The sequence below is a fragment of the Corynebacterium sp. HMSC074C04 genome (genome assembly GCF_001838295.1).
GTDB lineage: Bacteria > Actinomycetota > Actinomycetes > Mycobacteriales > Mycobacteriaceae > Corynebacterium > Corynebacterium amycolatum.
Window position 1 is genome coordinate 49,072 of sequence record NZ_KV836270.1, and the last position, 26,627, is coordinate 75,698.

The window sequence follows — 26,627 nt, forward strand, 5'->3', positions numbered from 1 at the left end:
AGCCACTCGCGCAGTGTGTCGGCATCTTCTGCGGATAGCTCGCCGAGGTCGAGAGAAACGGCCTGACTGGAGGTCTTGCCCTTCTCATCAGCGGAGCCAATCATCAAGGTATGCTCCCCGACCTGCAACGCGGCCGGCTCGTGCAGTTCATCGAGCCAGACAGCCAGGGCGCCGTCGTCAAGCGAGACAGCCTCGAGCTTTGTCGCGCTGTCACTGGTGGAGGCGGTGACGCCCGCGCCTTCGATAGAAAGGGTGCGGAAGACGCGCTCGCGGAGGTTATCGCCGAATTCGAGGCGGTCGAAGAAGTCGATGATTCCCTGGGCATCAGCGGGCCGGAGCTCGAGCTCGTTCGGACCGTACGGCAAGGGCAGGTCCTTGACCATTTCGGTGATGTCACGGTTCAGCTGGACATTTGCGACGCGCTCGCGGAAGTTGTCGCCGACTTTGCCGCGGATTTCGTCGGCGTGATCGATGAGGTTTTCCAGTGTGCCGTACTGAACGATCCACTTCGTCGCGGTTTTCTCGCCGACCCCTGGAATGCCCGGGAGATTGTCGGAAGGGTCGCCACGGAGGGCCGCGAAGTCCGGGTACTGAGTCGGCGTTAGACCGTACTTTTTCTCAATAGCCGCAGGCGTGAAGCGATGCAGCGTGGTGACGCCGCGCATTGGATAGAGCACCGTGGTGGTGTCATTGACCAACTGGAATGAGTCGCGGTCGCCGGTGACGATGAGCGTTTCGAAGCCCTCAGGCTTGGCCTGGGTAGCCAACGTCGCGATAATGTCGTCGGCCTCGTAGTTGTCCTTTTCCAGCGTGACGATGCCCATCTCTTTCAGCACCTGTTGAATAAGCGGCACCTGACCACGGAATTCCTCAGGAGTCTTCTCACGCTGGGCCTTATACTCCGGGAAAATCTCGTTGCGGAAGGTCTCGCGGGCGACATCGAAGGCGACCGCCACGTGCGTGGGTTTTTCCTCGCTGAGGATATTGGACAGCATAGAAAGGAAGCCGTACACCGCGTTCGTTGTCTGACCGCCGGTGGTTGAGAAATTATCCACCGGAAGGGCAAAGAACGCGCGGAAGGCCATGGAATGACCGTCGATAAGCATGAGGGTCTTCTTCATGACATCCCAGTGTAGGAAAATATCGAACAGCGTAGGAAAACTGAGATTCGCGCTGGGGACTCGCGGGCTGCGCAGGATGAGCTGTTAGCCGACCAGCTTCGGTGAATAATAATTACGGTAATCAGGCTGTATTTTGAAACGGGCTCAGCAGCCCATTAGTCCACCTGAACAGTGATTCGCAAGAGGGAGCCTCCCTAGCGTCGCTTGGTACTTGGTTTCAGTTTCCGAAATACTGTAATCCAACTTTAATATTCGCCTTATTTTCCTGGAGTTTTTCCATATTTTCCAACGATTGTTCAACAACATGCATAGAACCTGCCCCCAATGAGGCGTCTAGAAATTACCCCCTCTTTGAGGTGGCCGCGAAAACATATCGCCACGTCCTGCGCGTGCACCTGAAAGCAATTGGCGTAGTTACGCTTTCATGGCTTTAGACTCGTCAGCATGAGTGAGTTCGATTCGACCAATTTCCAACGGAGTGCCCAGTCCACCCGCGAGCGCATTATCGCGGCTGCAGCTCGGCACTTCGCGCGCAAGCCTTTGCGAAGCGTGCCACTGAAGGAGATTGCCAGCGATGCGGGCGTTAGCGCGCCGCTCATCATCAAGTACTTCGGCTCCAAAGAAGGCCTCATGGCCGAACTGATTGACTTCAGCCAGTTCAAAGGCACGCTCAGCCGAGCTCCTTTCAATGAACTTGGCCAGCGGATGGCCAGCGCTATTTTGACTGGTCAAGGAATGGCCGGACAGTCCATGATTCCGCTGATCGTCGGATCCCTTGACTCCGAGGAAACTGCAAAAGTCATCGCCGAACGGTTCAATGAAGCTATCGCCGACGACCTGATTCACCGCGTCGAAGAAGACGGCCCAGAGAACATCAGCCACGAAACTGCTGTGTACCGCAGCCAGATGGTTATTTCCCTCTGCGTCGGATACCTAGTTCTTTCCGATACCGGTTTGATCGACGAGACCAACGCGCCGAAGATCTCAGTGGAGGCCCTGGGGAGCTGCCTGCAGCAGATTATCGAGCACGGCTAAGGTCCGAGCACAGCTCAACAGCTCAGGAAGCAGCTCCACCATCCACCACCCACCGCCTACTCCTGCGTAACTCACTGAATCAGCAGCGCCGCCCCAGGCGCTGCTTTTTGTTTTGTGTTCTTAATCGCACTCCGAAGCTGCTAATACACACACGGAAATACGGTTCTTCTCAGGTGGAAGACATACAATGGCCTGCGATGTCTACTGAAAATATGAGCGCTCCTGGTGCAGAGTCGACTACGCTGCCGACCACGAGCCCCTACTCTGAAATCCCGAAGCCGACCCCGCTGGGTGTCATCGCCAACGCAGTTCGTGGTGGCCTCATTGGTCTCGCCGAGACGATTCCGGGTGTCTCCGGAGGTACGCTTGCGCTGATTACGGGCATCTACGGACGCCTGATTGAATCGGCAAAGCGCATCACCGACCTGCCGCGAGCGATCTCCAAGGGCACCTTCAAGGAGGACCTGCGCAGGGTTGACTGGTGGCTGCTCATCCCGGTGGCTATCGGCATGGTTGCCGTGGTCTTCTCCATGGCAGGAGTCATGGAGAACTTCGTCACCAGTCAGCCGGTCGCTTCCCGAGCACTGTTCATGGGCATGATCGCCGCCTCAATCACCATGCCGCTGAACGAGCTGCAGCCGGGTGCCCTGCGTCAGCCGGGTATGCGAGGCAAGGCCATCGCAGTCTTCCTGTTTTTCAGCGTCGCCCTGTTCGCACTGACTTCCCTACCGCAGGCCGCACCGACACAGCCACCTCTATGGCTCGTGCTCATCGCCGCTTCGATTGCCGTGTGTGCACTAGTGCTGCCGGGCGTTTCTGGCTCTTTCTTCCTGTTGGTCATCGGACTCTACGCGCCGACCATGGGCGCAATTCATGACCGTGACATCGCCTACATCGGCACTTTCTTCGTCGGCGCGCTGATCGGCATCGTCCTGTTCATCCGCCTCCTCGAATGGCTGTTGAGTACACACCAGGCGCTCACGCTGGTCGCCATGTCCGGACTCATGCTCGGTTCCCTGCGCGCGCTCTGGCCGTGGCAGACCGAGAACAACGAGCTCCAGGGCATCGGCTCCGACTGGGGACTGGCCCTCGGACTGTTCATTCTCGGCGCCGCAATCGTCAGCGTCGTCGCTTATGCGCAGCGCCGTTTTTCTAATTCGGGGTCGATGGACTAAACTAGTCAAGGTCGCTTCGACAGAGCTTTTTCGCTTATCGACGGCTTTGCGCCCCTGTAGCCCAATTGGCAGAGGCAACGGATTCAAAACCCGTCCAGTGTGAGTTCGAGTCTCACCGGGGGCACGATTTTAAAACCCGCTTTCACCTGGTGTTTAACCTGGTGGGGGCGGGTTTTTGCTTGGGTTAGTATTCACTATCTTTCACTCTTTTTCACGCACTTTCACGCACTTTCACGGGTATTTTGAGCCAAAAGTGAGCCACAAACGCACCACGCAATTGCGCCGTAAAGCAGTACGATTTCCGAACTCAAGAGTTCGGCTGTGAAATCGTACTTTTCGAAAACAGTATCGTTGACTAGCCCCGCCTTGTAGGCATGAAAAAACGCCCCGCCAGCCAAGCCGTTCGAGAAAACCGAACAACTCAAACTAGCGGGGCAAAGATTCTTGACTCATTCCTCGCTCGGTGGATTCCGGGCCGTCGGTAGCGCCTGCGAATCCCCAACAATCCCGGTCAGTCTCGCCAAGTCCGGCTGCGGTGCGAAGCGTCCTGGGGTTAGTTCCGCTTCTTTTACTGCCCTGTACTGACCGGCTGGGTGAGATAGTACTCAGTTTCTATCTCTTGTGGGGAAGCGTAGTCCAATGCTTCGTGAAGGCGCTTGGTATTCCACCAATGCACCCACCGCAAGATGACCAGTTCGACTTCTCCGACCGCCGTCCATCGGCCTTGGGCATGAATGAGTTCCACTTTGTAGAAACCATTGACTGTTTCGGCCAGAGCATTGTCATAAGAAGCGCCGACTGTTCCCCCACTCGGGCGGATTCCAGGCTCAGATAAAGCCGTGGAATATTTCAATGACACGTACTGACTGCTCCGATCACTATGGTGAATCAACTGGTTGCCATTAATCCGCCCCAGCAGTCGTTAACGCATGCTCCAAGGCCTCCATCGGTACGCATCGTCGAGCGAGTAGCAACACCAACAATTTTCCGGCTGAAGACATCAACGACAAACGCGGTGTAGACGAATCCGGACAGGGCGCGAACGTAAGTAATATCGGCAGCCCAAAGCCTGCCCGGTCCGTGTGCACGAAAGTTTCGCTGCACCAGGTCCGGGCGATGATCCGGTGCCTTCGGGCTGATCGTGGTGACCGGGGTTCGTCCACGTCTGCGGCCTTTTCCGCCTCCAATGCCGCCATGCGCTCTTGCACCTTGAGCAGCTCGCCCCAACTGACCTGTTCGGCTTCCCTGGCCTTCTTTACCTGTGGATGAAGCTCCTTGTTTTCCGTGCGATACTTCGCTGCCTCACGACGAACCTTTTCCAACGCGGACTTGTAATCCTCGATGGTCATTACCTGCTTCTCTTCCGCGCCGTGATTCTCGCGAGCAGGTTCAGCCTGCACCGGAGCATCTGACGTGGAATCGGAGGCCGGTACATCAGCGGCCGCTTCATTCGTAGACATAGATCTTTTTGCCCCTCCTGGGAGAAAAACACTTCGGGTACGCAAAACCCCAAAGAGCCCGCCAGGGGGAAATGGGGTCAATGCCCGAGGAATCGAACCCCGACGCCGTGACGCCCCATGCCGGTTTTCGAAACCGGTTGCCCACCACGGGCGGGGCCTTCCATGACGGAGCCCGGCGCGCCCCGTAGTGGGGCGGCCGGGCTGATTAGGGCGTGATTCTGATTAGCCCCAGTTCGGACCGAGGTCGATTACCGGATCCATCGCAGCGAACTCGACAACGAGATCGTGAGTAATGCCCTCTTCCTCTTCCCCCGGGATTGCATCGAAAATGATTGGCTCATCGGCCCAGGTCATAAGGAACTCACGCTTGAGAGATTCAGGCACATAAGCTCGGGCTTCGACGAGATCATTGAGGAAGATTTCGAGGGTCAAGTCACCACCTGCTCCATGCAGCCGGTCGAACTGCACCCGCGGGCTAGACTCCTTCTCGATCCTCTGGCACAACGAAACGATACCCATCATTGAAAGTCACCTCCCGTATGTTTCCATCTTCGTCAATTCCGCGTACGCGTTCTCCTCGTGCGGAAAAAGACACTCGTAATTTTCAGGTCATATCCACTCGTCGACTTGGCCGGAGCCAACTGGACAACTAAATCGAGTTCGTTGCCCTGCTCGAAAAGCTCAACCAACTGCTCACGCTGCTGCTTACTTAGCGAACTTCGTGCTCTCAATGAAAGCTACTCCCCACGAGTCGGTAACTGATTTCTCAGTCCAACTAATGGGGAGCAATTCACCAATGTGACGGGATTGATGATTGGAGTTAGTGATTACTACGGTGAAGACTGCCCAGACTAGGTAAAGGTCTTAGCTGTTTCTACCAAATGCCACTTCCCTGTGTCATCACTAAGGTGCAACTCCGGTTTAATCCACTCCTTTTCGTTCAGTTTATAAAGCTCCTCATCTAAGAAGAGACCAAAATCTACACCATCAAAGCTGCTTGTAATATAGTCCATTTTCTGCCAACCGGGTTCATTGATTCGCACAGGAATCTGCCACTGCAAATCCCGGCCCCGGTATCGAATCAAAACAGCATCGCCGTCAGATCCGATAAAAGCAGCATGGTCAGCATCGACATGGGTGTCTGCCTCAAGAGCACCGATAAATTTTTGTGCAAACCCCATACTATTTACACCTCGACGTATTGGTGGGGTAGGCAGTAATAACGTGGTGGCTATGTTCAGCGACAAAGATTGATGGTTCAAGTGTCTTTACAATTATCCCTCGGACTTTATCAACTAAGTAAATCTGAGCGGACGCGCAAAACTTACCATCACGATTCTGACTTGAAGGTTCAACTCTCTTTGACCACGTAGTGTTCTCCAGTGCAGCATCAATCGCAATCCGGATTAGTGAATCCCCGTCCTTTCCTTCAATGTCTGCGAGCGTTGACCATTCAGGATGATTCTGTCGGATGTGCTTTAATCCGTGATGAGCATCTCCACAGCGCAATGTAATTTCATTTGCGTGCATGAAGTCTTGCGGCGTTCCTAAATCAACATACTTCCAGCTTGCTACCGTTTTTAATGTGTCAGTTGCTGGACCGCACGCTGCAAATGGCGGAAGCCCCGAATCGGGGTTCCACGACATGGGTACAGAGTTCAACGGATTCTCGTTGGGAATATCTGGCTTAATTCGCCATTCGAGAACTCCTTGCTTAGCGAGTTCTTCAATACTTTCAGCATGTGCAGGTGAGGGTAACTGCACCAGACATAGAGATGCTATCCCAATCCCGGCCAACAACCTGTTGAAAAGACTTCGAATCTTCTTTTGCATAAAGAACCCCTTCGGACGACCTATAGACAATCCAGGTACACAAATAAGTTAACGCATTAAAACACTATGTCTCCAGCCATTCGACTGCCGGGGTAGCCGGATGGCTGCCCTATTATTTGCAGCCTGCCCAGTCTTCAGCAGGTCCAGCCGAATCTGATATGGTCGGCACGTTGATATCATTTGTGCACGTAACCTTCACCACGCGGAACGTGGTCATCACCGCCTGCTTAAATTCTTCAGGATGTGCTGGTGGTACGGACAAGACGATTTCGTTCTCCACAAAGATCGGTGCCGACACGCTGACAATTATCGTGATACCCATTTGCCGATGGTATTGATTCTTTGGATCAATATGCAGGAACTAACCTACAAAGCAATCTCTACAGCATTGTATGCAAACCGAATTATCACTTTTAATTCGCGATGTGACTTTTCGATAATCCTTTCGTCTATTGCCACAAAGTACGTAGGACTCCCCTAAGGCTCGCCTTCAGCAGCACCAATCATCCACGAACCATTAGAGAAATATGCATAATCAGCCATCTAATCCACATTTTTCTCGGCACAATCTGCACCGCGCCGAAGTTTTGCTGCCGACAGTCGCTCAACTGCCAGGTCACGCATTAAAACAGTCAAGACGGTTTCCGCTTCACCAGCAGCCGTTCAGTGTGCAGCAGATGCATTCTGGTGAAGCGGAAACCGTCCTTTTGCAGCATGCATCCAAACGGGGCTCTGGCCAATTGGCGTCATCAACAAACGAAACCCGCTGCTACAGGTTATCCACCGCGTACTGAGCTTCCTCCGGGGTAAACTGCTCGCCATATTCCGACGTCAGCTGCTCGTAAATCGCATCCGGGGACATTGCCATCGAATCCTGGTAAGAACGCGCCTTTTCCAGTGCATTCTTATTCCAGTCCACTTCAAGGTTGTCCATTGCATACTGGGCAGCCTCCGGCGAGAACTTCTCGCCATACTCCGAGGTCAGCTGGTCATAGATGCCGGCCTTGGACATGTGCATCAAATCCGGGTAACTCTTGGCCTTGCGGAGAGCATTCTTGTACTCGGTCGGAGCCTTCTCTTCCTGCTTTTCCTGTTTTTCCTGCTCCTCCGCCTGGCCCTGCTGCTCCTCTAGAGCAGCCCCAGGGTTCTCAGCGAAATCGGCATTCTCAACAGAGCCAGAATCAGCCGCAACTGCAGTGTCCGAATCAAAGAGAGACGCAGCTTCAGAATCGGAGCCCGAATCAGCATCGCCGCCACCGGTCAAGCTGGCCGCCACGGCTAGGACCACAACAGCACCCGCGGCGATACCACCCCACTTGAAGCAGCCACCCTTCTTCTTTTCTTTCGGAGCCTGAGCCATCTGCCCAGCTGCCGACTACCCCTGCGGGTAGGACTGTTGGCCGAGCGGATCCTGCGGGTTGTGCTGGTAGGACTGTTGGCCGAGCGGATCCTGCGAGTTGTGCTGGTAGGACTGCTGCCCCAGCGAAGCCTGCGGATTCTGGGAGCCATACGACCCCTCGGGGCCATACGGCCCCTGTGGACACTGCGGGTTCTGAGGGAAAGTGGAATCGGACATCGTAAGAAGCCTCCTGTGTAGAAGTTGCAATAAACGAACAGCTCTCTGTCGTCAGTTGGAACTATCTCAGGAACCCCGGATTCAATCTTCCGCACTACACAAATAATTTCGATTCAAGAACCATAAGACGCCGCTAAAGGCAAGAAAAACCAGGCCCTACCCCGCCAAACGGGGATCGGACCTGGCTAAACTCTCTAAAACCTAACCTTCCACCTTGGCCAGCGCTTGCTCAATATCGGCAATAATATCGTCAACGTTTTCCAAACCAATGGACAGTCGAACAAGACCAGGGGTAATTCCCACCGCCGGCAGCTGCTCATCCGGAACCTGGCGGTGCGTGGTGGAAGCCGGGTGCAGCACGCAGGAACGGGAGTCGGCCACGTGCACCTGACGGGTCACCAGCTGCAGCGCATCCATGAAGGTCGTGCCAGCTTCACGGCCGCCCTTGAGGTCAATCGTGACCACACCGGAAGCTCCGTCGAGGTACTTCTGAGCAAGCTCGTAGTATGGGGAAGATTTCAGGCCGGGGTAACGAACGTCGTTAAGCAAATCCGTGCGTGATTCGAGATGTTCGGCGACCTTCAGCGCATTCTCACAGTGACGACGCATGCGGACATCGAGACTTTCGAGCGACTGATTCAGCATGAAGGCTGAGTGAGCAGCTGGGTACGCGCCAAAGTCGCGCTGTAACTGCATGCGCGCCTTAATGACAAACGGCGCGACGGCGTAGTCCTTGGTGTACACGACGCCGTGGTAGGACTCGTCGGGCTCGGTAAAGTCGGGGAACTTGCCGTTGGTGAAGTCAAACTTGCCAGAGTCGACTATGACGCCGCCGACCTGGATTGCGTGGCCGTCCATGTACTTAGAAGTGGAGTGGACGACAATGTCTGCGCCGTGTTCGATGGGCTTACACAGGATCGGGGCGGCGAAGGTGCTGTCGACAATCAGCGGTACACCCTGGCCGTGGGCGATGCGGGCGAACTTCTCGACATCGAGCACACTCATCGCCGGGTTGGCAATGATTTCACCAAATAGCGCCTTGGTGTTCGGCTTGAATGCTGCGGCGATTTCCTCTTCGGAGGCATTCTGATCGACGAAGATTGCCTCGATACCGAAGCGTTTCAGCGTGGTAGCGAAGAGGTTGGAGGTACCGCCGTAAATCTCAGACGAGGTGACAAACGAGTCGCCCGCGGAGCAAAGGTTCATGATTGCGAGTGCAGTTGCCGCCTGGCCGGAGGTAGTAGCCATTGCTGCGGCGCCGCCCTCAAGGTCGGCGATTTTCTCTTCGACGGCCATAACCGTTGGATTGGCGAAGCGGGAGTAAATCAGTGCGTGAGTTGGCTCGTCGAAGACCGCAGCGATGTCGTCGGAAGAGTCGAACGTGTAGGTCGTCGACTGAATGATCGGCACCTGACGTGGGTCTTTATTACCTGGGACGTAGCCGGCGTGGATGAGCTTGGTCTGATCTTGCATGGGACGAAATGGGCCTTTCAATCGATTGAATTCTGATTATAGGGCGCGAGGTGACGCAAACTGAGCTTCAGCAGCAAGGTTCCGCCCCCGCTCCCCCAACCGCAAAGATTTTATTTTCAACCCAACTGTCCATATAATGAGATACCAATCCCGTATGGCAAGACTGGTTAGGTTTTTTACACACACCACTACGTATCACTCGCCAGCTTTTGCTCCCGGCTTTGCGTGCTGCCCACCAGCAGCTCTCGCCGCGGTCGAGTTTTCTCAAAGTACAAAGTACTCAGTACTCAACACGTTTTGGACTGTCATCATGCCTGCTGCGAATTCTTCCTCTAGCTCCTCCGACCACACTGCGAACGCGAACTCCCCTAAGACGCCGCTTCACGCCGTGCCAGAGGACACCGCCCCCACAGATCCGTCGACCATCACCGATGCGGAAATCTTCGAGGCGCACCGTGGCGGTAAGCTCCGCTCGCACTCGACCATGAAGCTCGAGACGATTCGCGACCTCTCCATCGGCTATACCCCAGGTGTCGCCCGTGTCTGTGAGGCCATCCACGAAGATCCGGCCCTGGCCCGCACCTACACCTGGACCGGCCAGAACGTCGCGGTGATCTCCGACGGCACCGCAGTCCTTGGCCTCGGCGACATCGGACCCAAGGCTGCACTGCCAGTTATGGAAGGAAAGGCCCAGCTCTTCGAGCAGTTCGCCGGTATCTCTGCGGTGCCAATCGTCCTGGATACCCTCGACACGGAGGAAATCATCCAGACGGTCAAGGCGCTGGCACCGTCGTTTGGCGGGGTGAACCTCGAAGACATCTCCGCGCCTCGCTGCTTCGAGATTGAGCAGCGTCTCGACCAAGAGCTCGACATTCCCATTTTCCACGACGACCAGCACGGCACCGCCATTGTCATCGCCGCCGGCCTAATCAACGCCTGTAAGCTGACTGGCCGCAGCTTCCAGGATCTCCGCGTGGTCATCTCCGGCGCCGGTGCCGCTGGTGTCGCTGCGACGAAGATGCTGCTATCCGCTGGCGTGTCCGACATCGTTGTCGTCGATTCGCGCGGCATCATCCACCCGGACCGCGAGCCACTGAGCGACATCAAGCAGTGGGTCGCTAGCATGACTAATCCGCGCGGCATCACCGGCTCGATCAACGATGCGCTTGTCGACGCTAACGTGTTCATCGGCGTCTCTGCCGGCCGTATCGGCGAGGATGCGATTAGCCAGATGGCCGCTGACCCGATTCTGTTCTCGCTGGCCAACCCGATTCCGGAAATCCCGATGGAAATCGCTCGCAAGTACGGCGCAGTGGTGGCCACCGGCCGCTCGGATCACCCGAACCAGATTAATAATGTGCTGGCCTTCCCGGGTCTGTTCCGTGGCGCACTGGAGGCAGGTGCCAAGCACATCACCGAAGCTATGAAATTGGCTGCTACCCAAGCGATTGCAGGTGTTGGCGTCGAAGACCTAAGTGCCGACCGCATTATTCCGTCGGCCCTGGATCCGCGCGTGATGCCAGCCGTGGCGAAGGCGGTCCGCGATGCCGCACTGAGTGACCCGGCATCCGGCGCGGTCGAGCCGCTCGATGTCACCGGCTCAGGGCTAGCTTCTGCTAACGCAAACTAGAAATCCGGCGATGCTCAGCGTCCCCTTGTAAATCGGGCCTGGATAAGGTTTTGTTCCTTGTCCAGGCCCGAGTCTTGTTCAGTGTTTCGCAGCCAGTACCTGCAGTTCCCCACTCCCAGAAGCCTGAAAAGTGTGCGGTTTTCCTACACCAGCCTGAAGCGCAGCTGAATAGGGGTACCGAATTTAAGGTATTACTGCGCCTAGGTAACATATTCAGATATGAAAAGACCCATCGCATTGGCGGCTGCCACGCTGACTGCGACCTTGTTCTTAGGGCTTACAGGCTGCGTCACCAATGACGAAAGCGGTAACCCCGAGGGCTGGTCAGAAATCAAACCGGCAGCGGTCCCCGAACTGGCGAAACAGGTCCCAGCAGATCTTCGTAAGCGCGAAGTATTGCGCATCGGCACCAACCCAACATTCGCCCCGGCAGAGTTTAAGGATTCCGCCGGTTCCATCATCGGCTTCGACATCGATCTCATCCGAGCCATGGCCAGTGTCTTGGACCTGAAGATTGAAATCCAAGAACAGGATTTCGCACTGATTCTGCCGGCCCTGTCGGCCGGCGCAGTCGATGTTGGCGCATCCGGATTCACCTCAAACGAGGAGCGCCGCAAGACTTACGACTTCGTCGACTATCTGGATACCGGCCTGCAGTGGGCACGTCGCCCGGGCAGCGACGCCAGCTCCGGCAACTACTGTGGCAAAACTGTCGCCGTTCAGCGCAATACCGTCGCTGACATGGAGGACCTGCCGGTAAAGAATCAGGATTGTCTGGATCGTGGGTTGCCACCAATTAACAAGTTGGCCTACCAGGATGCTGGTACCGCCGCTACCACCGTGGTGCTGGGGCGTGCTGATGCATTGGCCGCTGACTCACCAGTCAGTGCCTACGCGGTCAATCGCTCCGAGGGCAAACTCGAACTTGCCGGAGATATCTACGATGGTGCCCCGTTCGGCTTCGCTATTCCGAAGGATTCAGAACTCGGCCCAGTGCTGCAGCAGGCACTGCAGTACCTCATCGACAACGGCCAGTACAAGCAAATCCTGACCACATGGGGTTTGGAAGACGGTGCTTTGGAACGCGCCACTATTAACGGAGAGGAACTTTAAGTGAGCGACTCATCTGCGTCTGGCGCCCGCTACGAGGCCACACAGGCGGAACTCAACGAAGAAATTAAGGCCAAACCGCTGCCACACCCGGGGCGCTGGATTACCGCAGCAGTGCTGCTGGTGCTCTTCCTGTGGTTCATCATCGGTGCCGCCCGCAATGAGGCCTACCACTGGGATGTTTACTTCCAGTACCTGTTCGACACACGAATCGCCGCTGCCGCTGGCTGGACCATTGCACTGACAGTCTTGGCCATGCTCATCGGTGTCGTCGGCGGTGCCATCGTCGCAGTGCTCCGCATGTCGGAAAACCCCGTTCTGTCCACAGTTGCTTGGTTCTACCTGTGGGTTTTCCGAGGAACGCCGGTCTACGTGCAGCTGGTCTTTTGGGGTCTCCTCGGCACTATCTACTCGACGATTGACCTGGGCGTTACCGAGGTTGATTTAAGCACCATTCTCTCCAATACCTTCGTGCTGGCATTCGTCGGTCTCGGCTTGAACGAGTCCGCATACATGGCTGAAATTGTCCGTGCCGGCATCCAGGCTGTCCCAGAGGGGCAGACCGAGGCATCGAAAGCATTGGGTATGAGCTGGTGGCAGACCGTCCGCCGCACCATCCTGCCGCAGGCCATGCGCATCATCATCCCGCCGACGGGCAACGAGTTCATTTCCCTGCTGAAGACCACTTCGCTGGTCATCGCAGTGCCGTTCTCGCTGGAACTCTACGGCCGCTCCACGGATATCGCCAATGCTCTATTCCTGCCGGTGCCGATGCTGCTGGTCGCCGCCACCTGGTACTTGGTCATCACATCGATTCTGATGGTCGGCCAGTTCTACCTTGAGCGCTACTTCGCCCGCGGCGCTACCCGTCAGCTCACCGCCCGCCAGCTGGCCGCGCTTGCCGACGCCGAAGGTGTGCCGCTTGCAAATGCTCGCGTTGTCGATAAGGACGAAGAGCACTTCTACCGAGAGGATCCGCAGTAAATGACTACCAAAGATTTGATGGTTGAGGCGCAAAGGGTTCGGAAGAACTTCGGCCGTCTCGAGGTCCTCAAGGGCATCGACCTGGAGGTTCCACGCGGTACGGTTACCTGCCTCATTGGCCCTTCGGGCTCCGGCAAGTCCACACTGCTGCGCTGTATCAACCACCTGGAGAAGGTCAATGCAGGCCGTCTCTACGTCGATGGTTCCCTGATTGGCTACCGCGAAAAGAACGGTAGCCTCTACGAAATCTCCGCCGCAGAAGCTGCCCGTCAGCGTCGCGATATTGGCATGGTGTTCCAGAACTTCAACCTGTTCCCGCACCGCACGGTGCTGGGAAATATCACCGAGGCACCAGTGCTGGTAAAGGGTGTCTCCCAGGAGCAGGCTGAAAAGCGTGCCATGGAGCTGCTGGAGACTGTTGGTCTGGCTCACAAGGCCGACGCCTACCCTGTTCAGCTCTCGGGCGGCCAGCAGCAGCGAGTTGCCATTGCTCGTGCACTGGCCATGGAACCGAAGCTAATGCTCTTCGATGAGCCGACTTCCGCTCTTGACCCGGAGCTCGTCGGTGAGGTTCTCAACGTCATGCATGGTCTGGCCGATAAGGGTATGACCATGGTCGTCGTGACGCACGAGATGGGCTTTGCCCGCGAAGTCGCCGACCAGGTTGTGTTCATGGCTGACGGCGTGGTTGTGGAAAAGGGCACCCCGGATGAGGTGCTGGGGAATCCACAGCACGAACGCACCCGCAACTTCCTGTCTTCGCTGTTGAAGTAACAGCCGTTGAAGTAACAGCCAGGGGAGGCTGGCAGGCGGAACAGCAAGCCTAAGCGCCAAAAGTTGCGGAGATTCCGCGAAGCATAGTGACTGCCGCGCCGGTAGTCGCCAGAATGACCGCGAGCTTTCGGGCTTGCACAATGGGCACTCGCCGAGAAACGCGAGTGCCCAAAAATATACCCACCACCATGGCAGCCAGACACAGCGGCCAGAGTATAACCGGCGTGGTGGAGAAGACGGAGACGTCAGCGCTGATTTCCTTGAACAGCAAGGACAATGCGCCGGAGACAAAGAAAAGCGGCTGCAAGGTGGCCGCAAACGTCTGCGCTGGCCAACGAGAGGCCTGCGCGTAAACGGTAATGGCCGGGCCCGCGATGCCGGCCAAGGTATTCATAAAGCCGCCGGCAACGCCAGAGGCAACGGCGTACTGTGGGCCGTCAACACGCATGCGCTGAGGCATAAAGGATGTCACCAGCAGCGCAAGCAGCACTAGCCCACCGACCAGAACCTGGAGTGGCCCGCTGGGCGTGTTGTGAACCACCCAGGCGCCTGGCAGCGCCCCAAAAGCCATCACCGGACCAATTAGCCAGAACTTCTTCCAGTCGACGTTTTCTCGCACCGAGATAGTCTGCATGACCGCATTGACGGTGGCGAGCACGTTGATAATCAAAATACCTGCTACTGGGCCTGCAATCAGTGAGAGGACTGGCCCTCCCAGCAGACCGAGTCCCATGCCAGCTACTCGCTGCATCAGTGCCCCGATGAAAATCGTTGCCACGATAAAGACAAAAGCCCACACTGATAACTCCATGGGAGGGAGTTTACAGCGTGGGCTTTTTGGCTACTCCACGGGCGGGGTCTCCGGGAACCCGTCGTAAAGCGGAGACGTTAGCGGACTCGATGCGAACTAGATGACGCCCTGAGCCAGCATTGCGTTAGCGACCTTCTTAAAACCTGCGATATTGGCACCGAGCACGTAGTTACCCTCGTGATCGTACTCAGCTGCGGTGGTCTCGCAGTTTTTAAAGATGTTGGTCATGATGCGCTTCAGGCGCTCATCGGTGTAGGAGAAGGACCAGGAATCGCGGGTCGCGTTCTGCTGCATCTCCAGAGCGGAGGTAGCAACACCGCCAGCGTTGGCAGCCTTGCCCGGTGCGAAGTGGACACCGTTGGACTTAAAGACCTCGATGGCCTCCGGGGTGGACGGCATGTTTGCGCCCTCGGCAACGAAGCGGCAGCCGTTTTCGACCAGCAGCTTGGCGGACTCGCCACTCAGCTCGTTCTGAGTTGCACACGGCAGTGCAACATCGGCCTTGAGCTCCCAGATGTTGCCACCCTCGTGGAACTCAGCGCCCTCAGCCTCGGCCACGTACTCGGAGACACGAGCACGACGGACTTCCTTGATTTCCTTCAGCAGCTCGACGTCGACACCGTTCGGAGTGGAGACGTAACCGGAGGAGTCAGAGAAACCGATGACGGTAGCGCCGAGCTCCTGAGCCTTCTTAATGGCGTAGATAGCGACGTTACCGGAACCGGAAACGATGACCTTGGCACCGTTGATGTCAGCACCGTTGGCCTTCATCATCTCTTCAGTGAAGTAGACGCAGCCGTAGCCGGTGGCCTCGGTGCGGACCAGGGAGCCGCCCCAGGTCAGGCCCTTACCGGTGAGGACACCGGACTCGTGCTGGTTGGCCATACGGCGGTACTGACCGAACAGGTAGCCGATCTCGCGGCCGCCGACGCCGATGTCACCGGCCGGGACATCACGGTACTCGCCGATGTGGCGGTGCAGCTCAGTCATGAACGACTGGCAAAAGCGCATGATCTCCAGCTCAGACTTGCCCTTCGGATCAAAGTCGGAGCCGCCCTTACCGCCGCCGATTGGCAGGCCGGTCAGGGAGTTCTTGAAAATCTGCTCGAAGCCCAGGAACTTGATGATGCCGAGGTTCACACTCGGGTGGAAGCGCAGACCGCCCTTGTACGGGCCCAGCACAGAGTTGAACTGAACGCGGAAGCCACGGTTGACCTGAACCTGGCCCTGGTCATCGACCCACGGCACGCGGAAAATGATCTGGCGCTCCGGCTCACACAGACGCTGAACCAAGCCGTAGTCACCGTAGTGTGGATCCTTTTCCAGGACGACCTTCAGGGACTCCAGAACTTCTGCCACTGCCTGGTGGAACTCCGGCTCACCGGCGTTTCGGGTAAGAATCTGGTCATAGAGTCCCGAAACCTTCTGCTCGATATTCAAAATAAACCTCTCTGCGTAACCATTATGGCGCCCACGAAGAACAACCAGTCCGCGGTTGTAAACCGCTTCTCGGTTGCCGTATCTCGGTGGCACAGGTTGTGTGCACAAGGACTGGGCAACTGTTGATATTGAAGCGGACATAATTATACAACGGCATATTGCTGGGAAAACTCGTAGTGTTTCGCACTACACCCGCTCTCTGAGCCAAGCACCGCCACTGTGACCAGTTACACTTTTCACCGATTAGGTAGGAAATTACCTAAATACGGCAACATTCCAGGGATACGTCGCAACAGATTCGAGTAATTCGTCGAACTCACGCAGCACCGGATCCGGGGGCAATTCTGCACGCGGAGTCAGTAGCTCCGAGAGGTCCATAGCGAGTTCATTGAGAGAACCACCGTGCTGATCGAAGCTCAAGAGATAACGGAATACCTTCCTCTCTCCAAGCGGCTCCTTCGGGTTCTCGCGCTCCCACTGCTCCACCAACTGCGCGTCAGTGTCCGCCGACGCCACCGACACAGCCACATCACTAACCCGCCCGGCGCGGTCAAACTCACTCAACTTAGTACGAAATGCCTCGGCCAGCGCCTCCGATTCGGTCGGCTTCACCAGGCAGTGAAAAACAATCTTCGACATAACTTCACAGGCTAAGCCACGCGAGACGGCCAGACAATAACTAACCGTCGTCAAGCTCCTATCCCCCTACGTTGACGCGCCGACCGCCAGCAAAGACGTAGTGTTGAACCTATGCAGGCTTTCAGCAATCCTCTCATCACGCTTGCCGACGGCACGGTGAAGCAAGTCAATCCTTTTTCCGGTACCCAGGTGTGGACAGTCCCCGGTCGTGGCAATCGGCCGCTGGGAATTAAGCACACGGATCCGCAGCCACTGAGCGAGGAGGATTTTGGTTCCCGCGATTCCTTCGGCTGGAACAATCTGCTGCAAACCCCACCAGAGAAGGCCCGCGTTGTCCTCGATGACTCAGTATTCGGCGGTTACACCACAGTGACCGGAGTACTGCCTGACCAGCTCTTCGACACCACTGCGGAATTCCGCCGCGTGCCCAACCTGTTCGAAATCGTCTCGTATGACTACTGGGCGGACAACTACGGATTCGAGCCCGACCGCGAGACTCAGCAGCGTATGGAAGCCTACCTCGACGACCCGATGGGCCGCGAGCATGTGCTCAACATCATTCGCACGCGCTACCGCGCCGCTGGACGCAGCGAAGAGGAAATCAGCTCGCTTTCCGACGAGGAGTTGCTGCGCCGAGCCCCGAGCTATTTCGCCGGCGGCCACGATGTAATCGTTGCCCGTCGTCACTTTGTGGACGGCGCTACTCACGATAACCAGCTGGCTTCTTCTGGCACGTTGAGCGTTGCCGAGCACCGCGCACTCATTGCGTTTACCGTCGAGTCGATTGCTGACCTGTACCGACGTAACCGCTACGTGCGTTATGTGGCCGCTTTCCAAAACTGGCTGAAGCCGGCAGGCGCGAGCTTCGATCACTTGCACAAGCAGCTTGTGGCCATCGATGAGCACGGCGAGCAGCTCAAGCGCGAAGTGCAAGCGGTGCGCAAGAACCCGAATATCTACAACGAATTCGCAGTGGACTATGCTGCCCGCCACAATCTGATCATCGCGGAAAATGAGCATGCAGTGGCTTTTGCCGGATTCGGACACCGCTACCCCACGCTGGAGATTTTCTCGAAGTCGGACATCTGCGAACCGTGGCTGCAAACCCGCGCTGAAATCGACGCCATGTCGGATCTGATTCACGCCTGTCATGCCGCTGCCGGCCCCACCATTCCATGCAATGAGGAATGGCATCACCGTCCTGTCGATTTGGATGCCCGCATGCCATGGCGGGTGATGATTAAGTGGCGCACCTCGAACTTGGCCGGCTTTGAAGGTGGCACCAAGATTTATCTGAACACCATCTCCCCATGGGATCTGCGCGACCGCGTCGTACCAGAGATGTACCGTCTACGGGAGACCGGGAAGATCTCGGACAGCATTCACATTGCGACCGAGTGCCAGTGCCTGCCGAATTCCCTGAAGTACAACCCGCTTGTCGAGGACGGAACGCGACTGTAGGCCTCTGGGCAGAAAATAGAGAAAGAAGTAAGGAGTCTTAATCCAGGTGAGCAACAATGAAGCACGACTGAGCCGCATTCGCGACCTCATCGCCACCCATCGAGTGCCGTTGGACAAACAGTGGGAAATCTACCGCTACCTGCACCAGCACCCGGAGCTGTCTCAAGCAGAGGAGAAAACTGCCGCTTATCTGGCCGGTGCTCTTCGCGACATGGGCACTTACACAGTGCATGAGGGAATCGGCGGCCACGGCCTCGTTGGTGTCATGGAAAATGGCCCCGGCCCCACTGTGCTGTTCCGCGCTGATATCGATGCGCTTCCAGTTTTCGAGGAAACAGGTGTGGACTTCGCTTCCTCAGCCACCGGTACCGCCCGCGATGGTTCCGCCACCGCCGTCATGCACGCCTGCGGCCATGATATGCACATGACGGCTGGTCTTGGCCTGGCTAGCCTGATGGCAGCGACTAAGTCTGAGTGGTCGGGTACTTTCATTGCCTTGTTCCAGCCCGCCGAGGAACTGGCCTGCGGTGCACAGGCCATGATTGACGACGACCTGGCAGACCTCATCCCCACCCCAGATGTGTGCTTCGGCCAGCACATTGTTCCCGGCCCCGCAGGTCAGGTAATGACCATGCCCGGCCCGGCACTTGCTGGCTGTGACACCATCAGCATCACGCTGACCGGTCGCTCCGCGCATGGATCTATGCCACACAACGCCATTGACCCGACGTACTTGGCCGCCGCGATCGTTCTGCGCTTGCAAGGAATTGTGGGGCGCGAGATTCCTCCCCACGAGTTTGGTGTTTTGTCCGTCGGCACGCTGCAGTCTGGCAATTCGAATAACACAATCCCAGGTCAGGCCAAGATTGTGCTGAACATTCGCTACTACTCCAACGAGGTACGCGCCAAGCTCATTGCGGGCATTGAGCGCGTTGTTCGTGGCGAGTGCCTGGCTTCCGGTACTGAGGTTGAACCTGTGATTGACTACTCGGATCACGGCGAAGTCACTGACAATGATTCGGAGGCGTTTGCCACGATTCGCCCGGTCTTGGACGCTGTTCTCGGCGAAGACTCCACCGATGCCGTGCCGTGGACGGCGTCGGAGGACTTCTCAGACCTTCCCCGTGGCCTGAACTGCCCGTATGTCTACTGGACAGTTGGCGCCACACCTCGGGATACGTGGGAAGCCGCCGTTGCTGCCGACCGCGTGGTCGAAGACGTACCATCGAACCACATGCCGACCTTCCTGCCGGACTTCAAGCCAACGGCTACCTCCGCGACTTCTGCCGCCGCTGCCGCCGTGCTGTCCTACCTGGCAAAGTAAAGGTTGTTTGTCGGCCACTTGCCACCGCGCACAGGGACAAAAAGACAGCCCAGGTTGAAAGGCTCTAGCAAAAAGCCGGTAAGCCCCACAAGGGCTTACCGGCTTTTCAAATGTGCCAAAGAGCTAGCGTGCGTCCTCGCCAATAACGTGGACGTGAATCATGTTGGTATTGCCCTCATTTCCTGGAGGGGTACCAGCAACAACGACCAGCGTGTCACCAGCGTTGTAGTTTTCCATGGTCAAGAGCTGCTCATCGATGACCTGCATGATCTCATCCGTGCTGTTAACCTCGCGCACCAAGAAGGTCTCCGCGCCCCACGTCAGCGCAAGCTGCGAACGAACCTGCTGATTCGGAGTGAATACCAGCAGCGGCAGGCGAGAGTGCAAGCGTGCCACACGGCGAGCGGTATCACCCGAGGTGGTGAAAGCAACCATAGCGCGGGCATTCAAGCGCTCACCAATATCGCGAGCTGCGTAGGAAATAACACCACGCTTAGTGCGCGGCATGTGAGTCAGCGCAGGAACTTCCCCCTCGCGCTCAGCGGCGGTAACGATGCGAGCCATGGTCTTCACCGTGGCCTGCGGGTACTTACCAATTGAGGTCTCACCCGAAAGCATCACGGCATCTGCACCATCGAGCACAGCGTTGGCCACGTCGGAGGCCTCCGCACGAGTCGGGCGCGAATTCGAAATCATGGAGTCGAGCATCTGGGTGGCCACGATGACCGGCTTGGCGTTCTCGCGGGCAATCTGAATAGCGCGCTTCTGAACCAGCGGAACATCTTCCAGCGGCACCTCAACACCGAGGTCGCCACGAGCAACCATCACGGCATCGAAGGCCAGGATAATCGCCTCAAGAGACTCGACTGCCTCTGGCTTCTCCAGCTTGGCGATAATCGGGACACGACGGCCAACCTCATCCATGACCGCATGGACCAGTTCGACGTCGGAAGGCGAACGGACGAAGGACAGCGCAATGAAGTCCACCCCCAGCTTCAGAGCGAAGCGCAGGTCAGCGATATCCTTCTCCGACAGAGCCGGCACCGAGATGTTCATCCCCGGCAGGGAAACACCCTTGTTGTTAGAGACCGGACCGCCCTCGATGACACGGCACACCACATCATTGCCATCTACCTCGATGCACTCCAGGCCCACCTTACCGTCGTCGACAAGCAGGCGATCGCCCGGACGGGCATCATCAGCGAGGTTCTTGTACGTGGTGGAGACGCGGTCGTGCGTGCCTTCGACATCGTCGACGGTGATGCGCACAATCTCGCCGTCAGCCCAATACGTCGAGCCTTCCTTAAAGCGACCGAGGCGAATCTTTGGCCCCTGCAAATCGGCGAGAATACCAACCGCACGTCCCGTAGCATCGGATGCTTCACGCACCCAGTGGTAGTTCTGAGCGTGGTCCTCATGCTCACCGTGAGAGAAATTCAGACGGGCAACATCCATGCCGGCGTTGACCAGCCCGGTAATCCCCTCCAGCGAAGCAACTGCTGGACCGAGGGTACATACAATCTTCGTTCGTCTAAGCACGGCCTCCAGCCTAGTCCCTTAACGGGCTATGCGTCAGTTGGAAACACTGTGAGCTTCAGCAGCCTCGCACTCTCCCCTGACTTCAGCTGCGGTTTCGCGGCTCTTCGCTCGCAGAATCCACAAAGCAATCACAGCGCAGAAGAAGACCACGAGCGACGTGATGTTATTAATACGCACACCGAATATCAGCGTTGCGTCATCGACGCGCATGAGTTCAATGAAGAAACGTCCCAAAGTGTAGGCTGCGACATAGAGTGCAAAGACGCGGCCGCCACCCATCTTGAACTTTCGGTCCGCCCAGACAATGACCAGACAGGCGAGGACGTTCCACACCATCTCGTAGAGGAACGTCGGATGCACCACGGCCAGCACTTCGCCTGTCGACGTTCCGGTGACAGGGGCAACTCGGCCAAACTCATCAACTCGTTGGTAAATTTCCAGACCCCACGGAAGCGACGTTGGGCCGCCGTAGAGTTCCTGGTTGAACCAATTGCCCAGACGCCCAATGGCCTGACCAAGGATGATTGCGGGTGCGGCCGCGTCAAGAACTGGCGCAAACGGCACCTTCCGCCACTTAGCGACCGCCCACGCGGCCAGCACCCCCAGCGCCACCGCTCCCCAGATACCGAGACCACCATTGGTGATCTTCAGTGCATCGGCGGGATTGGCGCCGGGGCCAAAGTACTTCTCCCAGTCGGTGGCGACGTGGTAGAGACGGCCGCCGATAATGCCCGCAGGAATAACCGCAATGGCAATGTCGAGGACCAACTCCGGGTCTCCACCCCTGGCCGCGTAGCGGCGCTGCATCCAGTAAATGCCGACGAGTACGCCAACCAAGATGGAAATCGCGTAACCGCGCAGTGGTAGCAGCCCTAACTGCCACACCCCCTGCGGCGGAGAGGGAATGTTGGCCAGATACGTCGTTGCAGTCTCAGCGAGAACAAGGGTGGAACTCATAGATGCGCTAGCTCTCTCCTCGTACGCCCGCAGCAAGTTCACGGGCGAGCGTTACCAGGTCATCGGTGCTCTTCATCGCGGCCTTGATCAGTGCCGAGCCAACGATTACGCCATCTGCAAACTCGGCAATCTCCGCGGCCTGTTCCCCATTGGAGACGCCCAAACCGACGCACACCGGTGTATCGGTAACCTCACGCGTGCGGGCAACCAACTTGCCGGCGGCCGAGTCGACACTGGCCTGGGCACCTGTGACTCCCATGTGGCTAGTGGCGTAGACGAAGCCGGTCGACGCGGTGGCAGTTAGCTGCAGACGCTCGTTGGTCGATGACGGAGCAACCAACATGATGTTGGACAGACCATTGGTCTCAGCTGCACGCTGCCATTGGCCGGCCTCCTCGGGGATGAGATCCGGGATGATGGTGCCACGACCACCAGCGGCGGCCAAGTCCTCAGCGAAACGCTCCGGACCATACTGGAGAATCGGATTCCAGTAGCTCATGACCACACAGGTACCGCCGTGCTCGGTGACTTCGCGGACCACACGCATAATCTCACGGGTGCGGAAGCCCGCATCCAGAGCCACGTTGGCGGCATCCTGAATGGTTGGGCCATCCATCATCGGGTCGGAGAAAGGCAGACCAACCTCGATGATGTCGGCGCCAGCGTCGACAATCGCCTTGATGTTCTCAATCGACTTATCGGTAGTCGGGAAACCCGCTGGGTAGTAGCCGATAAATGCTGCGCGGTTTTCCTCACGGACTTTGTCAAAGACGTCACTCAGACTCATTTAGGACTCCTCCATCAGATCAAACCACTTAGCAGCGGTGTCGACATCCTTGTCACCGCGACCGGAAACATTGACAATAATCAGCGGCTTACGGCCCAGCTCTTCATTCAGGTCACCGCTGATGAGTCGGGCGGCAGCCACCGCGTGTGCGGACTCGATAGCGGGCAGGATGCCCTCCATCCGAGTCAGGTCCTGGAATGCCTGCATCGCCTGGGTATCGGTCACCGGCAGGTAGGACGCGCGATCAATATCAGCCAGATAAGAGTGCTCCGGGCCCACACCCGGGTAATCCAGACCCGCAGAGATCGAATGCGACTCTGTAATCTGGCCGTCCTCGTTCTGCATCAGGGCGGCGAAGGAGCCCTGGAACACACCCGGATTACCGGCGGCCGAAATAGGGGCTGCGTGGCGACCGGTCTCAACACCATCGCCGCCAGCTTCAGCGCCAATCAGGCGAACCGATTCATCATCGATGAAGTGGTGGAACGCGCCGATTGCATTAGAACCGCCGCCAACGCAGGCCACGACAGCGTCGGGAAGCGAGCCGGTCTCCGCGAGAATCTGCTGGCGTGCCTCGGCGCTGATGATGCGCTGGAAGTCGCGCACCATTGTTGGGAACGGGTGCGGACCGGCTGCAGTGCCGAAGCAGTAGTAGGTGTCATCGGCGTGTGAAACCCAAAAACGCATGGCCTCATTGATTGCGTCCTTAAGAGTCTTCGAACCAATCTCGACCTCGATAACCTCAGCGCCAAGCAGGCGCATGCGGGCGATATTGAGACGCTGGCGAATCGCGTCGACCTTACCCATGTAAATACGGCAGTTAAGGCCGAGCAGCGCACAAGCGGTGGCGGTTGCAACACCGTGCTGTCCGGCACCGGTCTCGGCAATGATGTTCTTCTTACCCATGCGCTTGGCAAGCAGGACTTGGCCCAAGACGTTATTAATCTTGTGGCTGCCAGTATGGTTCAGATCCTCGCGCTTGAGCCAGACGTCAGCGCCGATGTCAGCGGAGAACTTCTCCGCGTAGTACAGCGGCGAGGGACGGCCGACATACGTACGCTGTAGCCGGTCGATCTCATCGAGAAAATCCTGATCAACGCGGGCCTTCGCGTAGCCATCGGTGACCTCACCGATGACGGCCATCAGCGCCTCCGGCACAAACTGGCCGCCCCACTTACCCCAGTGCCCAATGGCATCTGACTCGTGGTTCGTTGTCTCCGCGATAACCTCACCCATCGTAGGCAAGCGGTCACCTCGGGCATCATGATTCTTGAAATCTTGGTCACTCACAGTTATCTATTGTGGACTATCCCCACCCGTTGCGGGGAGATAAGGCCTAAGAAACTGTGGTGCGCCAGCACAACAGGTGTAACACGCAACCAAATGAGGCGGAATTCGCGGTGCGATGCAGCTGATTATCGCAACCGCGGACTATCGCTACTCGCTGCGGAGTGTCGGGTGAACACCGGCGGCAACGAGACGTCGGCAAGCCTCACCCGGCTTGCCCGCGGTGACCAGCCCCTCTCCCACCAGCACCGCGTCGGCACCGTGGGAGGCGTAGTAGCGCAGTTCCTCCGGTCCCTTGACACCGGACTCTGCCACCTTCACAACATGATCCGGCAGCATCGGTGCAAGGCGTTCGTACACGGAGAGGTCCACGTCGAGAGTCTTCAGATTGCGGGCGTTGATGCCGAGGATCTTGGCACCAGCAGCCTCGGCGCGCTCAACCTCTTCAGCGGTGTGCGCCTCAACTAGAGCGTTCATACCGAGCGACTCGGTGCGATCCAGCAGCGACTCCAGTGTCGGCTGATCCAAAGCGGAGCACATCAACAGCACCAAATCAGCACCATGCGCGCGAGCCTCATGGACCTGGTACGGAGTGACGATGAAGTCCTTGCGGAGCACCGGAATGTTCACCGCGCGGCGCACGGCATCGAGGTCAGCGAGCGAACCGCGGAAGCGGCGCTCCTCAGTCAGGCAGGAAATGACAGCCGCGCCACCCTGCTCGTACTCTGCCGCCAAAACTTCCGGCGAGGGGATGTCAGCCAGCTCTCCTTTTGACGGAGAGGCACGCTTGACCTCTGCAATCACCTGCACCCCAGGCTTTGCCAGTGCCGCCACGGCATCAATCGGCGACGGTGCCTTCAGCGAGAGCTCCTTGATTTCACGGTAGGAAATCTTGGCTTCCCGAGCAGCGAGATCTTCCCGCACGCCCTCAATAATCTTGTCCAGAACGTTAGCCACGGCCTTACTCCTTATCCAGATCCGTAGGATCTACACCGGCATCCAAAGCATCCCACAGAACTCGACCCGACTGCGGGTCTTCCTCCAGATCCTCGGCGATACGCTGACGGCGTACCTCCGGGGTCTCATACGCGCTGGACTTCTGTTTCTTCACAGCACCCGGTCGACGTACCAGCAATACCGCCCCTACCAGCGCCAGTGCGCAGCACAGCAAGGCCAGAGCTGGCCCCATCGCGTGTACCTGAATGTTATCGACCTGCGCCCAGTCTGCCACAGTCACCGCATCACTGGCGCGCTGTGAGGCGCTTCCCGATGTCAACAAATCCAGTGCCCGCTGGGAGTCCACACCGTCTTCTCCGCTGGCAAGCAAAGTCATCGGGGTCCACGACGCCGCAATTGCGAGCAGCGCCGCAAGCCCACCGACGATACGGCGGCCGAGTGCGCCCAAAATGGTGGTGGCAAAAAGCGCGGCCACCATTGCCAGCGCAATCGAGGTCAACTCCGGAGCCCATACTGCGCCCACCAAATCTGTGGTCGCAGGACCGGACTTGTCGTCGACAGTATCGACTGTCAGCCACGCACTTCGGCTGCACAACCACATTCCCGCCGCGGCCACACCAATGAGGCCACCGGAGAGCATCGTTGTCGACTTCATCGAAAACCTAGCTCCTTTCCGCTGGGACTAGTGTCTCAGCTGCCGCGACAGCTCGCAGCACAGCCGCGGCCTTGTTGCGGGTCTCTTCATCCTCTGCCACCGGGTCAGAATCACTGACAATTCCGCCACCGGCCTGGACGTAGACGGTATCGCCCTTCTTCACGCCTGTGCGGATGGCAATTGCCTGATCGGTATTTCCCCGGAAGTCAAAGTATCCAACGGTGCCGCCGTAAACACCCCGGCGCGTGTCCTCGAACTTGTCGATAATGCTCAGCGCGGAAGGCTTCGGCGCACCTGAGAGCGTTCCCGCTGGGAAAGTGGCCGCGAATGCGTCGACAGCCGTGGCGTCGCTGGAAAGCTCGCCGGTGACCGTAGAGACCAGATGCATAACGTGACTGTAGCGCTCAATATGACGGAAGTCGTGCACAACAACACTGCCCGGGCGGCAGACACGTCCGAGGTCATTGCGGCCAAGATCGACGAGCATCAAATGCTCACTATTTTCTTTCTCGTCTGCCAGCAAATCAGCTTCCAGCGCATTGTCCTGCTCCACCGTAGCACCACGCGGACGCGTGCCCGCGATGGGGTTGGTGATGACC

26 protein-coding genes, 1 tRNA gene and 1 pseudogene are annotated in these 26,627 nt (G+C 57.6%); 9 read left to right on the forward strand and 19 right to left on the reverse strand.

Translation table 11 applies throughout. From position 1 onward, the window contains the following. Window positions 1-1,106, reverse strand: a 1,106-nt coding sequence (locus HMPREF3011_RS01450; protein ID WP_305764127.1) for a 5'-3' exonuclease, incomplete at its 3' end; no start/stop codon positions are given. Window positions 1,107-1,565: 459 nt separating this feature from the next. Here HMPREF3011_RS01450 and HMPREF3011_RS01455 point away from each other — a divergent pair. From HMPREF3011_RS01455 to HMPREF3011_RS01465, 3 genes are all read left to right on the forward strand, one after another. After that, window positions 1,566-2,156: a TetR/AcrR family transcriptional regulator gene (locus tag HMPREF3011_RS01455; protein WP_038625684.1), complete on the forward strand. Its 591-nt coding sequence runs from the start codon at window positions 1,566-1,568 to the stop codon at window positions 2,154-2,156. A 197-nt stretch (window positions 2,157-2,353) separates the two neighbouring features. Then, complete coding sequence (locus tag HMPREF3011_RS01460; RefSeq protein ID WP_070841020.1) at window positions 2,354-3,331, forward strand: DUF368 domain-containing protein; 978 nt, start codon at window positions 2,354-2,356, stop codon at window positions 3,329-3,331. Window positions 3,332-3,381: 50 nt separating this feature from the next. Further along, a tRNA-Leu gene (locus HMPREF3011_RS01465) sits at window positions 3,382-3,455 on the forward strand. Window positions 3,456-3,899: 444 nt separating this feature from the next. Here HMPREF3011_RS01465 and HMPREF3011_RS11045 read toward each other — a convergent pair. From HMPREF3011_RS11045 to HMPREF3011_RS01500, 8 genes and pseudogenes are all read right to left on the reverse strand, one after another. After that, a pseudogene (locus tag HMPREF3011_RS11045) lies at window positions 3,900-4,519 on the reverse strand (IS3 family transposase); the annotation flags it as partial. Between the two features lie 494 nt (window positions 4,520-5,013). Continuing rightward, complete coding sequence (locus HMPREF3011_RS01475; protein WP_070560076.1) at window positions 5,014-5,259, reverse strand: hypothetical protein; 246 nt, start codon at window positions 5,257-5,259, stop codon at window positions 5,014-5,016. A 383-nt stretch (window positions 5,260-5,642) separates the two neighbouring features. Beyond that, on the reverse strand, window positions 5,643-5,972 hold the full coding sequence (locus tag HMPREF3011_RS01480) for a hypothetical protein (RefSeq protein ID WP_038625690.1): 330 nt from the start codon (window positions 5,970-5,972) through the stop codon (window positions 5,643-5,645). A 1-nt stretch (window position 5,973) separates the two neighbouring features. After that, on the reverse strand, window positions 5,974-6,624 hold the full coding sequence (locus tag HMPREF3011_RS11050) for a hypothetical protein (RefSeq protein WP_141737468.1): 651 nt from the start codon (window positions 6,622-6,624) through the stop codon (window positions 5,974-5,976). A 112-nt stretch (window positions 6,625-6,736) separates the two neighbouring features. Further along, window positions 6,737-6,922, reverse strand: a complete 186-nt coding sequence (locus HMPREF3011_RS01485; RefSeq protein ID WP_141764734.1) for a hypothetical protein — start codon at window positions 6,920-6,922, stop codon at window positions 6,737-6,739. A gap of 471 nt (window positions 6,923-7,393) precedes the next feature. Continuing rightward, the gene (locus HMPREF3011_RS01490) at window positions 7,394-7,984 is read right to left on the reverse strand and encodes an Ltp family lipoprotein (RefSeq protein ID WP_070841023.1); all 591 of its coding nucleotides are present in this window, start codon (window positions 7,982-7,984) and stop codon (window positions 7,394-7,396) included. Between the two features lie 15 nt (window positions 7,985-7,999). Then, window positions 8,000-8,200 carry a hypothetical protein gene (locus tag HMPREF3011_RS01495; RefSeq protein ID WP_070841024.1) on the reverse strand — a complete coding sequence of 67 codons (201 nt, stop codon included), beginning with the start codon at window positions 8,198-8,200 and terminating at the stop codon, window positions 8,000-8,002. A 201-nt stretch (window positions 8,201-8,401) separates the two neighbouring features. Next, complete coding sequence (locus tag HMPREF3011_RS01500) at window positions 8,402-9,673, reverse strand: O-acetylhomoserine aminocarboxypropyltransferase/cysteine synthase family protein (RefSeq protein ID WP_070841025.1); 1,272 nt, start codon at window positions 9,671-9,673, stop codon at window positions 8,402-8,404. A gap of 310 nt (window positions 9,674-9,983) precedes the next feature. Between HMPREF3011_RS01500 and HMPREF3011_RS01505 the strand changes: the two genes are divergently transcribed. The 4 genes from HMPREF3011_RS01505 (at window position 9,984) to HMPREF3011_RS01520 (ending at window position 14,171) form a co-directional block, all read left to right on the forward strand. Next, window positions 9,984-11,303, forward strand: coding sequence for an NAD(P)-dependent malic enzyme (locus tag HMPREF3011_RS01505; protein ID WP_070841026.1), 1,320 nt, complete (start codon window positions 9,984-9,986; stop codon window positions 11,301-11,303). Window positions 11,304-11,522: 219 nt separating this feature from the next. Continuing rightward, window positions 11,523-12,416, forward strand: coding sequence for an ABC transporter substrate-binding protein (locus HMPREF3011_RS01510; protein WP_070841027.1), 894 nt, complete (start codon window positions 11,523-11,525; stop codon window positions 12,414-12,416). A gap of 63 nt (window positions 12,417-12,479) precedes the next feature. Continuing rightward, on the forward strand, window positions 12,480-13,397 hold the full coding sequence (locus tag HMPREF3011_RS01515; RefSeq protein WP_370547264.1) for an amino acid ABC transporter permease: 918 nt from the start codon (window positions 12,480-12,482) through the stop codon (window positions 13,395-13,397). Then, window positions 13,398-14,171 (forward strand): amino acid ABC transporter ATP-binding protein, encoded by a 774-nt coding sequence (locus HMPREF3011_RS01520; protein WP_038625699.1) that lies wholly within the window; start codon window positions 13,398-13,400, stop codon window positions 14,169-14,171. 49 nt (window positions 14,172-14,220) lie between these two features. Here the strand turns inward: HMPREF3011_RS01520 and HMPREF3011_RS01525 are convergent, their stop codons facing one another. The 3 genes from HMPREF3011_RS01525 to HMPREF3011_RS01535 form a co-directional block, all read right to left on the reverse strand. Next, on the reverse strand, window positions 14,221-14,982 hold the full coding sequence (locus HMPREF3011_RS01525) for a sulfite exporter TauE/SafE family protein (protein ID WP_038625700.1): 762 nt from the start codon (window positions 14,980-14,982) through the stop codon (window positions 14,221-14,223). Window positions 14,983-15,078: 96 nt separating this feature from the next. Further along, complete coding sequence (gene gdhA, locus HMPREF3011_RS01530; RefSeq protein WP_038625701.1) at window positions 15,079-16,422, reverse strand: NADP-specific glutamate dehydrogenase; 1,344 nt, start codon at window positions 16,420-16,422, stop codon at window positions 15,079-15,081. A gap of 255 nt (window positions 16,423-16,677) precedes the next feature. After that, a complete protein-coding gene (locus HMPREF3011_RS01535) occupies window positions 16,678-17,061 on the reverse strand; it encodes a hypothetical protein (RefSeq protein WP_038625702.1) in 384 nt (127 codons plus the stop codon). Window positions 17,062-17,172: 111 nt separating this feature from the next. Here HMPREF3011_RS01535 and HMPREF3011_RS01540 point away from each other — a divergent pair, with 111 nt between their 5' ends. After that, window positions 17,173-18,522 (forward strand): DUF4921 family protein, encoded by a 1,350-nt coding sequence (locus HMPREF3011_RS01540; RefSeq protein ID WP_038625704.1) that lies wholly within the window; start codon window positions 17,173-17,175, stop codon window positions 18,520-18,522. Between the two features lie 46 nt (window positions 18,523-18,568). Then, window positions 18,569-19,846, forward strand: a complete 1,278-nt coding sequence (locus HMPREF3011_RS01545; protein ID WP_038625705.1) for an amidohydrolase — start codon at window positions 18,569-18,571, stop codon at window positions 19,844-19,846. Window positions 19,847-19,969: 123 nt separating this feature from the next. On the opposite strand, the gene pyk is transcribed toward HMPREF3011_RS01545, so the two are convergent. From pyk to HMPREF3011_RS01580, 7 genes are all read right to left on the reverse strand, one after another. After that, complete coding sequence (gene pyk / locus HMPREF3011_RS01550) at window positions 19,970-21,385, reverse strand: pyruvate kinase (RefSeq protein WP_038625706.1); 1,416 nt, start codon at window positions 21,383-21,385, stop codon at window positions 19,970-19,972. A gap of 33 nt (window positions 21,386-21,418) precedes the next feature. After that, window positions 21,419-22,342, reverse strand: a complete 924-nt coding sequence (lgt, locus tag HMPREF3011_RS01555) for a prolipoprotein diacylglyceryl transferase (protein WP_070841028.1) — start codon at window positions 22,340-22,342, stop codon at window positions 21,419-21,421. Window positions 22,343-22,349: 7 nt separating this feature from the next. Further along, a complete protein-coding gene (trpA, locus tag HMPREF3011_RS01560; protein WP_038625708.1) occupies window positions 22,350-23,129 on the reverse strand; it encodes a tryptophan synthase subunit alpha in 780 nt (259 codons plus the stop codon). Then, on the reverse strand, window positions 23,130-24,419 hold the full coding sequence (trpB, locus tag HMPREF3011_RS01565) for a tryptophan synthase subunit beta (protein ID WP_083327048.1): 1,290 nt from the start codon (window positions 24,417-24,419) through the stop codon (window positions 23,130-23,132). Window positions 24,420-24,566: 147 nt separating this feature from the next. Then, window positions 24,567-25,373: an indole-3-glycerol phosphate synthase TrpC gene (gene trpC / locus HMPREF3011_RS01570; RefSeq protein ID WP_070841030.1), complete on the reverse strand. Its 807-nt coding sequence runs from the start codon at window positions 25,371-25,373 to the stop codon at window positions 24,567-24,569. Between the two features lie 4 nt (window positions 25,374-25,377). Further along, window positions 25,378-26,028 (reverse strand): TIGR02234 family membrane protein, encoded by a 651-nt coding sequence (locus HMPREF3011_RS01575; protein ID WP_038625711.1) that lies wholly within the window; start codon window positions 26,026-26,028, stop codon window positions 25,378-25,380. A 7-nt stretch (window positions 26,029-26,035) separates the two neighbouring features. Then, window positions 26,036-26,627, reverse strand: a 592-nt coding sequence (locus tag HMPREF3011_RS01580; RefSeq protein ID WP_210401631.1) for an anthranilate synthase component I family protein, incomplete at its 5' end; no start/stop codon positions are given.

What these genes read in the sequence shown, in the direction of transcription:
- HMPREF3011_RS01520 (WP_038625699.1), top strand. Translation starts at nt 13,398, where the DNA reads ATGACTACCAAAGATTTGATGGTTGAGGCGCAAAGGGTTCGGAAGAAC.
- HMPREF3011_RS01505 (WP_070841026.1), top strand. Translation starts at nt 9,984, where the DNA reads ATGCCTGCTGCGAATTCTTCCTCTAGCTCCTCCGACCACACTGCGAAC.
- HMPREF3011_RS01460 (WP_070841020.1), top strand. Translation starts at nt 2,354, where the DNA reads ATGTCTACTGAAAATATGAGCGCTCCTGGTGCAGAGTCGACTACGCTG.
- trpA (WP_038625708.1), bottom strand. Translation starts at nt 23,129, where the DNA reads ATGAGTCTGAGTGACGTCTTTGACAAAGTCCGTGAGGAAAACCGCGCA.
- HMPREF3011_RS01535 (WP_038625702.1), bottom strand. Translation starts at nt 17,061, where the DNA reads ATGTCGAAGATTGTTTTTCACTGCCTGGTGAAGCCGACCGAATCGGAG.
- HMPREF3011_RS01500 (WP_070841025.1), bottom strand. Translation starts at nt 9,673, where the DNA reads ATGCAAGATCAGACCAAGCTCATCCACGCCGGCTACGTCCCAGGTAAT.
- HMPREF3011_RS01490 (WP_070841023.1), bottom strand. Translation starts at nt 7,984, where the DNA reads ATGGCTCAGGCTCCGAAAGAAAAGAAGAAGGGTGGCTGCTTCAAGTGG.
- HMPREF3011_RS01480 (WP_038625690.1), bottom strand. Translation starts at nt 5,972, where the DNA reads ATGGGGTTTGCACAAAAATTTATCGGTGCTCTTGAGGCAGACACCCAT.
- HMPREF3011_RS01510 (WP_070841027.1), top strand. Translation starts at nt 11,523, where the DNA reads ATGAAAAGACCCATCGCATTGGCGGCTGCCACGCTGACTGCGACCTTG.
- HMPREF3011_RS11050 (WP_141737468.1), bottom strand. Translation starts at nt 6,624, where the DNA reads ATGCAAAAGAAGATTCGAAGTCTTTTCAACAGGTTGTTGGCCGGGATT.
- HMPREF3011_RS01575 (WP_038625711.1), bottom strand. Translation starts at nt 26,028, where the DNA reads ATGAAGTCGACAACGATGCTCTCCGGTGGCCTCATTGGTGTGGCCGCG.
- HMPREF3011_RS01455 (WP_038625684.1), top strand. Translation starts at nt 1,566, where the DNA reads ATGAGTGAGTTCGATTCGACCAATTTCCAACGGAGTGCCCAGTCCACC.
- HMPREF3011_RS01540 (WP_038625704.1), top strand. Translation starts at nt 17,173, where the DNA reads ATGCAGGCTTTCAGCAATCCTCTCATCACGCTTGCCGACGGCACGGTG.
- lgt (WP_070841028.1), bottom strand. Translation starts at nt 22,342, where the DNA reads ATGAGTTCCACCCTTGTTCTCGCTGAGACTGCAACGACGTATCTGGCC.
- HMPREF3011_RS01495 (WP_070841024.1), bottom strand. Translation starts at nt 8,200, where the DNA reads ATGTCCGATTCCACTTTCCCTCAGAACCCGCAGTGTCCACAGGGGCCG.
- HMPREF3011_RS01525 (WP_038625700.1), bottom strand. Translation starts at nt 14,982, where the DNA reads ATGGAGTTATCAGTGTGGGCTTTTGTCTTTATCGTGGCAACGATTTTC.